Here is a 14138-nt window from a genome sequence, read left to right as displayed (position 1 = left end):
TTTTCGTATTCGGTGTTTTCTCACCCTGTTGACTCATGGGAACTTTCGCATCGATTGTTGTGATTCTTATTGTTATCGTGGATTAATTCCGGAACAAACGCTCTGTGAGCAACATCATAACTGCGGAGTTTGTCTATCACGATTCTCCAAGGTTTAACTCCTTGATTACTCGTTAGTCAGCGTTTGCATATCTTCTTTTCTGAGCAATAATATCGATAAGCACCTCGTTACGTATAGATCGTCGCTATTAATTCGTTGGCAGAATCACTAGATTTATTGGTTCGTGAACGGGTCATTGGCGTCATCAAAATATGGTTGTATAGTGAGATATTGCCTAATCTGATGGGTTGAAAGAGTAAAGTAGTCATAGTATGCCCTCGAATTAAACTAGAGGCATATTAACAAGTATAGTCATTCACATTTACAGCGATTAATACCAATAGCTTTTGTTCTCTATGTTAAAAATAATAAGATATGACGATTGACGCCTTGTCACAATGATAATTTAGGTTGAATAAAGTCAATAAATGCCGATATACGTTTTGCTACTGATGATGATTTATAATACACCGCGCTAATCTGCTCTCTATCCGCATTTGACTGTTTTTCAGGCTCTAATAATGACACCAACCTCCCTTCCTCAATATCTTTTTTAACCATAAAACCGGACAAACATGCGATTCCATTTCCAGCTAAAGAAAGTTGCCTAACCGTTTCCCCATTACTGGAAGTAAATACTTGCTCTAAGGACTCACAGCCTTTAACAGGCCACTTATTCAATACTTTTGGTCCCGAAAATCCAATAATATTGTGGTTACAAAGATCATTCGCATGCTGAGGAAATCCTCGACGGGATAAATACTCCGGAGAAGCGACGATAAATAGCGAACTTGTTCCCAGTGATCGTGCATGAAGAGTAGAATCGCTCAACTTACCAATCCGAATCGCGACATCGGTTTTCTTTTCGAGTAAATCGACAAAACCTTCGTTAGAAGTGAGCGCCAGTTTTATGTCGGGGTAGGCATCATTAAATGGTTTGATCAAAGGCACTAATTGATGAAAAACAAACGGACTGGCAGCGTCTACTCGTAAACAACCTTGTGGTAACTCGCCTCGTGAAACAAGGTCTTCTTCCGCTTGCTGAATGTGTGATAACCCCACTCGAATAGCTTCAACGAATTGACGTCCTTCATCGGTCAAGCCTACGCGTCGAGTGGTTCGATTTAATATCGATACACCAAGTTGCTTTTCAAGCTTACTAACAGATCTTGATACTTTTGCGATCTGAATATCTAAAACCTCAGCGGCAGCAGAAAAACCACCACTATCTATCACTGAAAGTAGAATTTCTAAATCATCAGAGCGAGTTTGCATTCCGTTACCTTGACACCATCAATAACACTTTTGCATTTATAACAAAAATCATTTGTCAAAGACACTGTTTTTCACAAGTACAACACTGCGCATAATCACCCTATCAAAACGAAGCACAAGACACTTAATAGAGAGAATGACCATGCCATTAGCCTTACTTGCATTGACGCTCAGCGCCTTTGCCATAGGAACAACTGAATTTGTTATAGTAGGACTGATCCCTACTATGGCTACAGACTTAAATGTATCCCTTCCTTCCGCAGGTCTATTAGTTAGCTTATACGCGCTGGGTGTCGCAATTGGCGCCCCTGTATTAACGGCCTTAACAGGCAGTTGGAACCGAAAACACGTACTACTTTCTGTCATGTCTCTTTTTGTCGTTGGAAACTTAATGGCCTGGCAAGCTCCGGGCTATAACACCCTCATCGTCGCACGTATTCTTACTGGCCTCGCACATGGGGTGTTTTTCTCAATTGGGTCGACTATTGCTACGGGCTTAGTCGCGAAAGAAAAAGCCGCCAGCGCTATTGCAATTATGTTCACAGGCTTAACTGTAGCCTTAGTTACTGGTGTTCCTTTAGGTACCTATATTGGTCAATCATTTGGCTGGCAAGCCACTTTCTTAATCGTTGCGCTACTGGGTCTTATTGCCCTAATAGGTAGTGCTATATTAATACCCGGTAACTTAAAGCAACCGCCTGCAGCGAAAATTTCATCACAACTAAAAGTTCTAACACAACCTCGTTTGCTGTTGGTGTATGCAATTACTGCTTTGGGTTACGGTGGCACATTTACAGCGTTTACTTTTCTTGCTCCTATTTTACAGCAGGTTTCAGGATTTAGCTCAGGTGCCATTGGATTAATCATGTTGGTGTACGGGATTTCAGTAGCAATTGGCAATATATGGGGCGGTAAAATGGCCGATTCAATGGGACCTATTAAAGCACTAACGATTATTTTTTCTGGTCTTGTCGCAATACTGGTTCTATTCAACTTTACAGCTGTAAACCCAATCGCTGCAGTTGCAACCATCTTAGTTTGGGGAGCCTTTGCATTTGGCAATGTTCCCGGATTACAAGTTTACGTTGTTAAGCTAGCAGAGAAATATACCCCAGATGCCGTAGACGTCGCGTCTGGCCTAAACATCGCCGCTTTCAACGTGGGTATCGCGCTTGGTTCTTGGGGGGGTGGTCTTGTCGTTGCAAAAATAGGCCTTATGCACACGCCATGGATTGGAGCTGTCGTCGTCTTACTGGCACTTGTTTTAACACGCTTTAGTGGGAAACTAGATAAGAAAGCAGAACGTGACGAATTAGTCGAACTAAATACACAAAACGCCACATAGTTTAGTTAGGCCAACCCGCCCACGTTGGCCTCTTCATATTTACTAAATACCTTATGACCACCGCAATGAAAACCGTTTTTGTTATAGGTTAAATCGCGGAATCAACCATGTATTGATGAAACCGTGCGTGAGAAAACACAGAACCACACATAACCACACATAACGATACTCATCTGTTAGCTTTCTTAATATCAGTTTACCGCCACTCGCTCATTTTCACTGCTAAGTATGGTGACCATAGTTCAAGAGGATACTGTTAACTTAACTAAATTTAGTCGCAGTTTCCTGATAGATTATCTCCTAACTAACAGTAATAATTTCGACGATGTGTAACATCTCTGGACAGTACCTTGTTACAAGCTTCCGATGACTCCACCTATCATCTAATTTCTCGTATACCAAAGCAGCTACTGTGCCTATCTATAATATTCTAGTGATCCTAAAATATTGTATGGGTGATCCTTACAAGACTGACCAAATGAGATTCATTGACAACGCAATTAAAATTAAATTGATGTACTTTCGGTAGTCAGCGGCAGCAATTCGTTGATGAATATGCCTGCCTAACCACATACATATTACCAATATAGGTAAGGAGTAATAGTAGTAACACCATACCGTCTCTGTGATATTTCCTGCCACCAAGTGAGTTAAGAAAGCGAGCAGATTAGTCTTCAATGCAAAACTCTGAATCGTTGCTCGGAACTTCTCAGGTGACCATCCAGACAATACACCATACATTACAACGGGAGGTCCACTGATGTTGTAAGCCCCTCCCAACACCCCAGATATAAATCCAAATAGCAAAGCAAATTTAGTATTTGGCCTGACAGACTCAAATAGCCTAAGCAGATTTGTTAAAGCAAATAGCCCAATACTTATAGCAAGAAGGGTTTTCACAGTTGATTCGTCGGCGAAAATAACGAAATACACTCCAATTGGGATGCCTATTGATGAGGATACTACAAGGGTAGCAGAACTCATTAAGTCAATTGATCTCCAACCTGTAACCACGATATAAGTTGATATGGTTAATGACATCATTGTGAGCAATACCGCTGCAGAACTTACGTCCATACACATAACTAACAGCGGAATAGCTACCAATGCCCCACCAAAGCTAAATGTTGATTGAACTAGGTTTGAAACAAATAGAATCAACAAAATAATTGAAATGTTATCCATATCAGCACCAACTTGCTAACTACCCCATTTTTATCAATAAGATATCTAACGATTTGGTCGAATGTTGTGATTTGTGTCGATTTTATGTAAACGTTCTCACTAAGGTAATGACTAGACATATTTAAGAAAATTAGCATGCGTTGTAACTATCGCGCTTTGTACATTAATAGAAGTTTTGGTGCATTATTCTTTATAGAGCAATTATCAAAAAATCTACGGAAAATTCAGGAATAAATCTATCGTTCGAAAACGTCATCGTTTTACAATAGGGCGTTTCTAAGTTACGAATAGCCAACTGTCTCAACTCCAAATTTTAGTGGGACAATTTATCTCCCTAGAATATTTCTGAACACTTCTAAGTAAACGCAGATACTAAATTAGAAAGTTATGGATTATTTGAGACAATAAGCGAAGTAAGTTGTTATAGAGATAGCGAAAACTCTTTAAGCGCTTTCATGGCTGCGTCTGCCTTATCTTTCTGAACAAAAATGTGGTCATGATAGTAGCCCGCTATTACGTTGGCGCTAATACCGTACGAAGCAAGTTTAGTTGCAAAAGCGGCGGTTAAGCCTACCGCTTCAAGGCTAGAGTGCACTGACAAAGTTATCAGACTGAATACAGCATCAAAATCCAATTTCGCTTCAATTCCCTTATGTTCTTCCAAGACTAAAGTAAGGCCTTCTTTTTCACGAAAAATTGCAATTGGTTCTAAAGCTAAGTAATCAGATAATGCACCGTTAACCGTACAGAAAACGTATTTTCCTTCGATAAGTTCTGGTGACATAGATTTCAATAGGATATCTAAATCAGTAATCGCAGCCATGTTCTATTCCTATGGTTGTATCAGCTTCGCTAATTTCGAATGATGTCACCTACGATAAGAGTTAATAAAGCATAAGTAAATTTAATAATATTAATAGTTCATTAGTATTATTAATGATATGACGTTAGCAGGAGGATATGTTTAAAGATAATAGGCGTAGTGGTTTATGGCATTTTATTCACATTTACAACTTAACCACATTGGTTATTCAAGCGTTTACTATAAATACATCCAAATTTACTGCACCAATATCGAATCGTTTCGCAACTTACGGTAACGCCTCGTTCAACTAGAAGGTTTTCTATACCCGGAAAACTCAGATGAAAACGATGATATTTAAATAGACACCATTTTATCTCAACAATGATGTCCATTTTAATTTTAAAAACGTAGATTCGTTGAGCTTTGGTATTGAAAAATTTCAAATTATGGAACTAAATTTATAACTTTTTAAGTTGTTTTAACATCCCCGAAAATATACGTTCTGATACGTTTTTAGGGAAATTTACTGCCAACTTGGCTTGAGTATCAATAATTATTTGCTCAGTGCTCGCTTTTATCTCACTTATTATACTTTCCATTTTAACCGTTTCAAATCCAACTTGCTTTGCTGTTTCAATGAAATGTCGAGGGTGAATTTTATTAACATGATACTTTTTACCTTTTGTCGATTTTAAACCCATCGCCAACTTTACTTGACGAATATTCAAGCCTTTTTTATTTACAATAGGGAAAACTGATAACACATCATAAAACGGTGTTAATTGAAATTGCCCATCCGGTAAGATGTAAATTGAGAAGTTTTTAGCGTGACCATCTGAGGCACCCATCAACCAAAAAAGTACTTGCGCCTTCATAAAATCATATCTATCTTTCGCAGCACTCTTTGAGCCTAATAGATGATTCATTATTTGTTCAATACCAGGGCCACCTTGATTTTCATACTTCAAAGCCGAAGGTGTATTGAATACTTGGCAGTAATCTTCCTGAGGTCTTCTCATTAGCCATTTTTTATCACTTGAATATTGGCGGTCAAAACGTTCAACAGAAAGTACATTCATCTCCTCTAGCGTTAGTATTTCACAGCCAGCAACAGACAAACCGTAAGCTTCTAGTAATAGCATGCATAAAAATTCATTTTCTACACTATCAGACATATCTAGCGAGTAAGAGTGGCTTTGTATCTGCCCGATAGGCAGCTTGATGATGTGTGAGGTAGGTGTAGAGTTTAAGGGTAAGTACCATGCTTTAGCGATATTCAATAGCGCTGTTTTTTCTTGTGCTCCCGCAACAGATATCCGGAAATTTTGTAACGATTCAATCATACCAAGTGGTATATCAGTACGATATCCCATTATTATTTTATCTAACTCTTCATTATCTAGTGCTCTATATTCCAGATTTTTAACGTTAAGTGGGGCCTCTCCTTTTGGTAATAGTTGTAAAGCACCTACACAGTCTCTACCGATCATAGATAACAAATCAAAGGGTAGAGAAGAACCTGCCTGATAACGAGCAACAATGCGTTGTCTAACCTCTAAGTTATCAGGCAGTAAATTATCAAAGTAGTTATAGACAACATCACCACGATATTCGGATTTAGCGAGTGGCATTGATAATGATATTGGCCGGCTTCCGCTCAATGCCAACCAACTATTTGAGTAGCGAAAAGAATGAGCACCATTACTGGATTTTTTAAACTCGCCGACGAGATAGCCATTGAGATAGACATCTAAGATGGCCATTACCACTCCTCTTTCCAGCCTGATTCATCATCGCTACTTTTGTTATTACGGGGGGTAATTTCAAAATCTAACTCAAGTGCAGAAAGGAGTTTAAAAAAGGTATCCAGCTTCGTCGATCCTGCTCTTAGCTCAAAATTTGAAACGGTATCTTGGCGTACCCCAACTTTTTTAGCGACATCTGTTTGCGATAATTCATTATCTAAGCGAACATCTTTTAAGTATGCACTGAGTTGTTTTGTTGTGGAGATTTTCATATTACATCTTACACGCTATAATAAGTAAACAAAGTATTACACTGTTTAGCAGGTAAATCAAACTTTACACGCTATAACAAGTAAAGCTTACTCGTCTTGGCTCATGTACACGTTCCCTATTAGCAACTACATTGCATAAACTGCAATTCAATTAATTTTCAGCCACCTTCAGCTCTGGCGCTTGCAAGATAGATTTGTTTAACAAACCAGCGTAAATGCCGTTGTGAGCAACCAGTTCCTGATGTCTACCCCTTTCAACGATTTCACCTTGTTCAAGCACTAATATCATATCGGAGTGACGCACTGTGCTTAAACGGTGAGCAATAGCGATCACCGTTTTTTCTTTAAACAGACGCTGCATTGCTTTCTGGATCAAATCTTCCGTTATGGAATCAACAGAACTTGTTGCTTCGTCCAACATCATTACTTGCCCGCTCTGTGCAATAGAACGAGCAAAAGAAATCAATTGAGTCTGTCCGACCGAAAGATTTGAAGCATTTTTATCCAAACAGAAATCATAGCCGTTAGGTAATTCATCAATAAATTTATCTGCATAAACATAGCGTGACGCCTGCTCTACTTGTTCACGTTGTATTTCTTTTTTTCCCAAAGCAATATTGAAATGTACACTCTCTTCGAACAGGTGAACATCCTGCATCATCATCGAAAATAGATGCGAAGAGTCTTCAATCGAAATCTGAGAAAACTCGATACCATTTAACAGAATGCTGCCGTCATAATCTTGATATGTTTTTGATATCAAACGTAGAATTGTCGACTTACCTGAACCAGTTGAACCAACCAATGCTATCTGATGCCCCTTTTCCAGTAAAAAGGACACATTTTTTAACACATAAGGTAAACTTTCGTTGTAACGAAAACTGACATTTTTGAACTCAAGACTGACAAACTTATTTAACTGTTTTTCAACCTTATGTGACGGTTGCAAATCACGCCCTTCTTCTTCCGTCGCTTCGACAAAGAGCTCTTCAATATGGTCAAAAGCGGCAAATGAGCTCTGAATAGACGCAATTTGTGATGTAAAATCCCTGATTGGAACAAATACTTTTTCCAGCGTGTTAATAAATGCAATCAATACACCCAATGTGAGTGCATCTTGAATGACTTGACCTGAACCATACCAGATCATCAGCGCTATGGTGATAGAGGTAACGCCGGAAATAAAGGCAAACAAAATGGCATCATATTTGTTAACCTTCTTTTGAGCTTTTAACAACTCATCGGTATAACCTTTGTACTTGTCCTCTACCTCTTCTTCGGCGCGATATAACTGAATGGTTTTCACGCCGAGTAAAACTTCCTGCAAAAAACCGATACTACGTGCCAATGTTGAACGTGTGACTTGATAAAGCGCTCGAAGACGGTTACGAACATAGAAAGTTAGATACATCACAGGAGGCATAATGACCAATACAATCAGTGTCAGCTGCCAATCAATAATTAGCATCATCACCAATAGAGCGACGGTATTGATGGTGTCTTTCACCAGTCCAACAATGGATTGAATAAAAGTCTCGCCGATAGTTTCTAAATCACTCGTTAAGCGAGAAAGGGTTACTCCAGTTGGTGTATTATCAAAATAGCGACGTGGCAACTTAAGTACGCGATCAACAAGCACCGAACGCATATCTGTAATGGTGTACTGCCCTGCTTTACGCAAGTTGTATGAATACGTTGTATCAACAACATAGCTAGCAATTAGTACCATAAGCAAATAAACAGTATGTAACAGCAACCCATCTATATTCCTCTGAGATAGATGAACATCAATGACCTGAATAATGAGCCAGGGAAACAATAGACTGGTGATAACAGAAAGAGGGAGCATGGTAATGCCAAGTAATATGGAGCGTTTATATTTTTTAGCGAACTTAAAAAAGTGCTTTAAATATTGCACATCGATGCTCTTTAGCATACTGCCACCTCCGTTTCGTTCTGTTGCAGCTTCCAAGTTTCAAAATAATAAGGACAAGTCTGGATCAGAGCGGCGTGATTACCTTTGGCGATAATCTTGCCCTCATTGAGCACGATAATTTCATCCATGTATTCGAGTGCGTTAACACGGTGAGAGACAACAAGTACAGACTGGTTATCCAACCGTTCAAACAACCCTCCTAGAATATTACGTTCGGTTTCGTAATCCACTGCAGATAATACATTGTCCATGATAATCACATCACAAGGTTCAAGCAGAGCACGAGCAATACTCAAGCGTTGCTTTTGACCTCCAGACAGCATAATCCCCTTCTCACCAACCAGAGTTTGGTCACCTTTTTCAAAACGGTAAACATCATTAGCCAACTGACTCAGTTCCAGAACTTCTTCAACCTGAGCTTTCGCAATATCAGCATCACGACTACCAAAGCGAATATTCTCCTCTACGGTTGCGGAGAACAAATATGGGTCTTGGGTCACCGTTTTAATATAACGACGTAAATCGCTACGGGAAAACGTCGTCACATCCTTATCGGCAAGAAACACTGTACCCTCAGGTACATCAAGATGGTGGTTCAGACAGTTCACCAATGTTGTTTTACCTGACCCGATACTGCCCAGTACGCCTATTTTTTTACCAACGGGAATATCGAAGCTGATGTTATCTAAAATTCGTCGCGTCTCCCCTTGATAACTGAAGCTCAAATTTCTAATCGAGAGTGTTTTAGCCTTCAATTTTTCAACTTCTACTAGTGGTAGTTCTACTAAATCCTTTTGTGGAACTTCAGCATTTAGAATTGTCTGTACACTGTGAATGGCAACCATACCTCGCTGATAAATAGTGGCGATCCGGCCCAATTGCATTAACGGCATAGCGAGTAACACTGAATAGGTAAGAAAAGCGGTAATCTCACCAAGAGTAAGCTGCTGATTCATCAACATATAGCCACCAATGCCAAGAATCATAATTTTCATAAAGTCATTGGCGTAATCCAACACTGGCATAAAAAACACCTGAACGCGTGTGATCTGCATTCGGCAGCGAAGTAAATGCTGATTAAGGTTTTCGATTTCATCCTTCACCCAAGGAGACATTTTCTCGCTCTTAATTAAATCAATACCTGTTAAATAACTCATTAATTGAGCGGAAAGATTTTGCAAGCGACGCATATGTTCCATATGGAGATCTTTCATGCGTTTAAAGCCAATACGAAAAATCACGAACGCAATCACAATAGGGATAATCGAGTAGAGTGTTAACTCTGGCGAGATACGCCACATCCATAACGGTGTTAACGACAGCGCAAGCAAAGCATTAAAAAACTGCAGAAAACCGAGCCCAAACAGTAGACGAACACCACTAAGGTCGTTATTGATGATTGAGATAAGTCTCCCTGATGCAAATTTTTGATGAAAACTATTTGGCAGACGATTAAGTTTTTTCAACAGAATGTTTTTTAATGCAGCCTCAGTTATACGACCTGGATTTAACGCATAGATACGTGAAAAAACCCGAACTACGGTCATAGACACCGCCATCACAACAACAATACCCACATAGGTTTGAAGCTCTTGATGGTCAGCCGGAGATGCACTGTCAATCAGGTCAATCGCCAATTGAATATAACGAGGAATTTCTACTTGAAGCCAATTAACGAGAAAAATTAATACGATTGCAATCATGTACGAAGTACGATTCATACGCAGGAAATGCGCGATAAACTGTTTTTTAGTCATGTGACTCTTTCTTTCGGGGAGGTTCAATGCCGTACTGCTCGATGCAAGCTTTGACAATACAGTGACGAGGTTCATCTATATCTTCTAATGCATCCAATAACCACTCAGGTAGGCGCACCGGCCGTGTTTTCACACCTGGTTTACGACCACAACCCGGTCTAAAACCACCTCTATTACTACAATGATATTTTTCAGAGTTATTTTTCAAGCTAAGTCCAGATTCGTTGCCATTTGATAAGTGTACACCTATCAAAATAAAATAGCATCCGGTATGTGAAGCAAAGGCATCCGTTCTGCGGCTTTTGTAAAATTCGGCACGACGCAAATGCCTTTGTAAATTGAAAACGTGGTAAATCAATGAAAACATACTGAGGAAGATCTGGGTGTGTGCCCTGCTTTTGAACTTTTAACTAACTCCCTGTGAGCAACATCATAACTGCGGAGTTTACCTGTCACCATTTTCCAAGATTTAACACTTTGATTGCACATTAGTCAGCATTTGAAATAACACTTTTCTGCTATTCCATCCCTTCTTTTCTGAACAAGAATATCGAAGAGTTTTGTAACTTACGGTAACGCCTCATTCAACTTAAAGCGCTTATACATCTCGAAAACTCAGGTTAAAACAGTAATACAACCACACGGCATGTAAGAAAATATCAGAGGGAAATCGATGTCTTTTGTATAGGCTCATATTGGGTACTGCCATAGCGTTATTTAACTAGACAGTATCCTTATTATGTCGTTTATTTTAGCTGTGTTTCAGTATTTAGGTCGGACGAAGTAACACCAATGTAATTCGATTTGATACCATCGAAGTAATCATTCCAATAGATATGAGGGCGGCCAGCGGCTTGCTCAAAATTACTTGGATTATCGGCGGCGCCTTCCAAAATGCCTTGATAGATACCTGCAATAACGGTTCCAATGAAATCACCTAATTCACCCATACGTTCTTCGCGGTAGTCATCGATACTCATCGACGTGAAGATGAGATCAGTGCCAAAAGCCTGGTTCATATAACCAGCTAGTTGGGCTTGAGATATTGCCTCGCCGTTTAAGTTATAAGTTTGACCATTGTGTTTTTCTTCAATAAGCATGCGTGCATAAGCATAACCGAGCTCAGAACGAGTAGTGTATCCACACTTTCCTTCACCTGCACAGTTAGAAATACCACCAGATTTTTTATAGCTATCAATAAATTCGATGTCCGGTTCAATGTAGATACCATTGCGCCCAATGACCCATTCTAACCCACATTCACGAACGTCTTGTTCAGTTTGTCGGTTACTCTGAATAACTGGTGAAAACGCTGTGTTCTCTTCAGCTCCTTGTACACTAGTGTATACAATTTTCTTCACTCCTGTTTTTTTTGCCGCTTCAATCACATTGCGGTGCTGGCCAATTCGTTTATCGGGAGCGTCCATTCCAGAGATAAGTAAAAGTGTATCCACGTTTTGCAATGACTGTTCAAGTTGTTCGACATTACTGTAGTCACCCGGCCTTACTTCTACACCTAAATGTTTTGCTTTTTCAGGTGTACGAGCAAGTGCTATTACGCTTTCTTTTGATGTCAATGCTACAGTGGCCTCGACTATTGCTGAACCTAATCGACCGCTGGCGGCGGTAATTGCAATTTTCATTTTAAATTCCTCGAATTTAAACGTAGGGTTTACATCTTATTCTGAATACCTTTGTAGTTATCTACTCGTATAATTTGGCGAACTTACCAGTCACAAGACATGTCGTTGGCAAGAGAGAGCACATCGTCCCTCCTCAATTCATATAGCAGATTCAATGTAACAGCCTTCTTTACTCGCTGATTTAACCGTACTTTTTAGATCCTGCATGAACGTTTTGAAGTGAGGCTTAAAATCAACAAATAACGGGTGTTTTCGATTTTTCATCATAACCGGACCAAGTAAACGTAGTGCTACTCCAATTTTAGTCGCTTCATTTTCTTCAAGCCCACTGGATTTTTTAAGGGTTTCGACAACCTTGAATAAATTTTCTCGGTCTTCCAATTCAAGTTACAGAGTTTCTATTGTTTCATGATCACTATTCACTTCTTCTACAGTAATTCGATAGCATCTATCTTTTCTAATTTTAGGGATCATAAACTCTTACCTTCTGTGTATGGTGGAGCCATCGTTGTTCAAACTGGATTAATCGACTAAATGCAATATCGTTAGCTTCTCAAGAATTTTTCAACTTTTGGTTTGACCGTCATGGAAACAAGAGTCATAAGGACTAACGCAACAGGGAGTGCTCCCAATACAGCGTGAAGCCAAGCGGATAGAAAGGTATCGAAATGGCTTAGACCTATATTATTAAGTGTGGTAACAAATGCCATCCCTGACTCCATGATTAAAGCCATCATGATTCCAACAGCAATGTTACGACCTTTCTCATCAAGGTTGGGTAACACGGTTTCAGTTAATTTGGTCATTAATACCATAATAAAAAAACCAGCAGGCATTACAACAACCGCTGCAGTCAAAAATGAGCGTAACCAATTAAAGAAAAAAGTCGAGCTATAACCTGCATTCATATAAGTCATAACACCCGTCAGTGTTCCTCCCATTAACACCATCATTGCTGATACAACTAAAATCTTATGAAACAATGGTGTCTTCTTTGACTCGATTACCGAGTCAGACATAGTAAGCTGTACATTCATCTTATTCTCCAGATTTAAACAAAACCACCAATCAAGTTGACAATATCAACTATAATGTCAATGGTTGATATTGTCAACTATATACTTAAAAAAACGTTTCAATTAAGTAAACGTTAAAGCAATTTTTCTGGAAAATTTATTCATCGACATCAATTTTTTACCTTTTGTAGGTAATGCCAACTAAACTAAATTGAATAGTAGTTTCCCAGTGGTTCACCTATTAACTAGCGGTAATATCACGCCATTTGGTAAAAGCATCCGTTCTTCGAGTTTTGTAAAATTCGACACTGCATAGATGCCTTTGTGAATTGAAGGTATTGTAAACCAACGAAAACATGCTGAGAAAACGCTGCGCGTGGGCCCTGCTTTTGAATTTTCGCATTTGCCGTACTCTCACTCTTGTTGGTTCATGGGAACTTTCACACCGATTGTTGTGATACTTGCTGTTGTGGTGAACTGATTTTGGAACAAACTCCCTGTAACAACATTATAACTGCGGAATTTTCTGTCACGATTTCCCAAGGTTTCACGCCTTGATTGCTCGTTACTAACCATTTGAAGAAACGCTTTGCCTCCTTTTCATCTCTTCTTTTCTGCACAAGAATATCGATAACATCACCATTCTGGCCTATTGCACTCCAAAGATAATGCCGCTCTCGACGAACATTAATAAACACTTCGTCCATAAACTAGGTATCACCGAACTGGCTAGTGTTTTTCTTCAAACGCTTACTTTAAATGCACCCGAATTTACTCCACCAGTAACGAATAGTTTTATAACTTACGGTAACGCCTCATTCCGCAAGAACATCTTCAACATCCCTAAAACTTAGGCTAAAACGGTAATACAACCAGACGGCTTGTTGGACAATATCAGAAGGGAATCGATGTCTTTTATATATGCTCATCTTGACGGTATTGCCATAGCATCGGTTAACTTGACAGTACATATGGATAAACTCAGCGATCTCGATCTGACGACCATTTACTCAAAGTTAATCTGCACAGCGAACTGTGCAGATTAATCGACAATACTACG

The 14138-nt window shown here is 39.3% G+C and carries 13 protein-coding genes and 2 pseudogenes; 2 read left to right on the top strand and 13 right to left on the bottom strand.

Going from position 1 to position 14138, the window contains the following annotated elements; genetic code table 11:
• Positions 1-492: 492 nt before the first annotated feature.
• A complete protein-coding gene (locus tag L3V77_RS22735; protein ID WP_275137095.1) occupies positions 493-1374 on the bottom strand; it encodes a LysR family transcriptional regulator in 882 nt (293 codons plus the stop codon).
• A gap of 142 nt (positions 1375-1516) precedes the next feature.
• Between L3V77_RS22735 and L3V77_RS22730 the strand changes: the two genes are divergently transcribed.
• Entirely contained in the window at positions 1517-2719 is a 1203-nt protein-coding gene (locus L3V77_RS22730; protein WP_275137094.1) for an MFS transporter, read from the top strand.
• Positions 2720-3181: 462 nt separating this feature from the next.
• Here L3V77_RS22730 and L3V77_RS22725 read toward each other — a convergent pair whose 3' ends face one another.
• From L3V77_RS22725 to L3V77_RS22670, 12 genes and pseudogenes are all read right to left on the bottom strand, one after another.
• Positions 3182-3904, bottom strand: a complete 723-nt coding sequence (locus tag L3V77_RS22725; protein WP_275137093.1) for a sulfite exporter TauE/SafE family protein — start codon at positions 3902-3904, stop codon at positions 3182-3184.
• 421 nt (positions 3905-4325) lie between these two features.
• A complete protein-coding gene (locus L3V77_RS22720) occupies positions 4326-4727 on the bottom strand; it encodes an ACT domain-containing protein (RefSeq protein ID WP_275137092.1) in 402 nt (133 codons plus the stop codon).
• A gap of 230 nt (positions 4728-4957) precedes the next feature.
• A pseudogene (locus L3V77_RS22715) lies at positions 4958-5062 on the bottom strand (IS6 family transposase); the annotation flags it as partial.
• A gap of 105 nt (positions 5063-5167) precedes the next feature.
• Positions 5168-6472, bottom strand: a complete 1305-nt coding sequence (locus L3V77_RS22710) for a type II toxin-antitoxin system HipA family toxin (protein WP_275137091.1) — start codon at positions 6470-6472, stop codon at positions 5168-5170.
• Entirely contained in the window at positions 6472-6726 is a 255-nt protein-coding gene (locus L3V77_RS22705) for a helix-turn-helix domain-containing protein (protein WP_275137090.1), read from the bottom strand. Before L3V77_RS22705 ends, L3V77_RS22710 begins: the two co-directional genes overlap by 1 nt.
• 151 nt (positions 6727-6877) lie before the next feature.
• On the bottom strand, positions 6878-8662 hold the full coding sequence (locus tag L3V77_RS22700) for an ABC transporter ATP-binding protein (RefSeq protein WP_275137089.1): 1785 nt from the start codon (positions 8660-8662) through the stop codon (positions 6878-6880).
• A complete protein-coding gene (locus L3V77_RS22695; protein WP_275137088.1) occupies positions 8656-10419 on the bottom strand; it encodes an ABC transporter ATP-binding protein in 1764 nt (587 codons plus the stop codon). Before L3V77_RS22695 ends, L3V77_RS22700 begins: the two co-directional genes overlap by 7 nt.
• Positions 10412-10627, bottom strand: a complete 216-nt coding sequence (locus tag L3V77_RS22690; protein WP_275137087.1) for a hypothetical protein — start codon at positions 10625-10627, stop codon at positions 10412-10414. The genes L3V77_RS22695 and L3V77_RS22690 overlap by 8 nt, the downstream gene beginning before the upstream one ends.
• Before the next feature lie 538 nt (positions 10628-11165).
• Complete coding sequence (locus L3V77_RS22685) at positions 11166-12062, bottom strand: SDR family oxidoreductase (RefSeq protein WP_275137086.1); 897 nt, start codon at positions 12060-12062, stop codon at positions 11166-11168.
• A 138-nt stretch (positions 12063-12200) separates the two neighbouring features.
• Positions 12201-12536, bottom strand: a pseudogene (locus L3V77_RS22680) (DUF3861 domain-containing protein).
• A 71-nt stretch (positions 12537-12607) separates the two neighbouring features.
• Positions 12608-13099, bottom strand: coding sequence for a DUF2798 domain-containing protein (locus tag L3V77_RS22675; protein ID WP_275137085.1), 492 nt, complete (start codon positions 13097-13099; stop codon positions 12608-12610).
• A gap of 419 nt (positions 13100-13518) precedes the next feature.
• A complete protein-coding gene (locus L3V77_RS22670; protein ID WP_275137084.1) occupies positions 13519-13785 on the bottom strand; it encodes a DDE-type integrase/transposase/recombinase in 267 nt (88 codons plus the stop codon).
• A gap of 201 nt (positions 13786-13986) precedes the next feature.
• On the opposite strand from L3V77_RS22670, the gene L3V77_RS22665 reads away from it, so the two are divergent.
• On the top strand, positions 13987-14124 hold the full coding sequence (locus L3V77_RS22665; RefSeq protein ID WP_275137083.1) for a hypothetical protein: 138 nt from the start codon (positions 13987-13989) through the stop codon (positions 14122-14124).
• The last annotated feature ends 14 nt before the right edge of the window (positions 14125-14138 follow it).

The sequence above is a fragment of the Vibrio sp. DW001 genome, from assembly GCF_029016285.1.
Lineage (GTDB): Bacteria > Pseudomonadota > Gammaproteobacteria > Enterobacterales > Vibrionaceae > Vibrio.
Note: the sequence above shows the minus strand (reverse complement) of the source record. Positions and strands in the feature narration are given on the sequence as shown.

What these genes read in the sequence shown, in the direction of transcription:
- L3V77_RS22735 (WP_275137095.1), bottom strand. Translation starts at nt 1,374, where the DNA reads ATGCAAACTCGCTCTGATGATTTAGAAATTCTACTTTCAGTGATAGAT.
- L3V77_RS22730 (WP_275137094.1), top strand. Translation starts at nt 1,517, where the DNA reads ATGCCATTAGCCTTACTTGCATTGACGCTCAGCGCCTTTGCCATAGGA.
- L3V77_RS22725 (WP_275137093.1), bottom strand. Translation starts at nt 3,904, where the DNA reads ATGGATAACATTTCAATTATTTTGTTGATTCTATTTGTTTCAAACCTA.
- L3V77_RS22720 (WP_275137092.1), bottom strand. Translation starts at nt 4,727, where the DNA reads ATGGCTGCGATTACTGATTTAGATATCCTATTGAAATCTATGTCACCA.
- L3V77_RS22710 (WP_275137091.1), bottom strand. Translation starts at nt 6,472, where the DNA reads ATGGCCATCTTAGATGTCTATCTCAATGGCTATCTCGTCGGCGAGTTT.
- L3V77_RS22705 (WP_275137090.1), bottom strand. Translation starts at nt 6,726, where the DNA reads ATGAAAATCTCCACAACAAAACAACTCAGTGCATACTTAAAAGATGTT.
- L3V77_RS22700 (WP_275137089.1), bottom strand. Translation starts at nt 8,662, where the DNA reads ATGCTAAAGAGCATCGATGTGCAATATTTAAAGCACTTTTTTAAGTTC.
- L3V77_RS22695 (WP_275137088.1), bottom strand. Translation starts at nt 10,419, where the DNA reads ATGACTAAAAAACAGTTTATCGCGCATTTCCTGCGTATGAATCGTACT.
- L3V77_RS22685 (WP_275137086.1), bottom strand. Translation starts at nt 12,062, where the DNA reads ATGAAAATTGCAATTACCGCCGCCAGCGGTCGATTAGGTTCAGCAATA.
- L3V77_RS22675 (WP_275137085.1), bottom strand. Translation starts at nt 13,099, where the DNA reads ATGAATGTACAGCTTACTATGTCTGACTCGGTAATCGAGTCAAAGAAG.
- L3V77_RS22670 (WP_275137084.1), bottom strand. Translation starts at nt 13,785, where the DNA reads ATGGACGAAGTGTTTATTAATGTTCGTCGAGAGCGGCATTATCTTTGG.
- L3V77_RS22665 (WP_275137083.1), top strand. Translation starts at nt 13,987, where the DNA reads ATGTCTTTTATATATGCTCATCTTGACGGTATTGCCATAGCATCGGTT.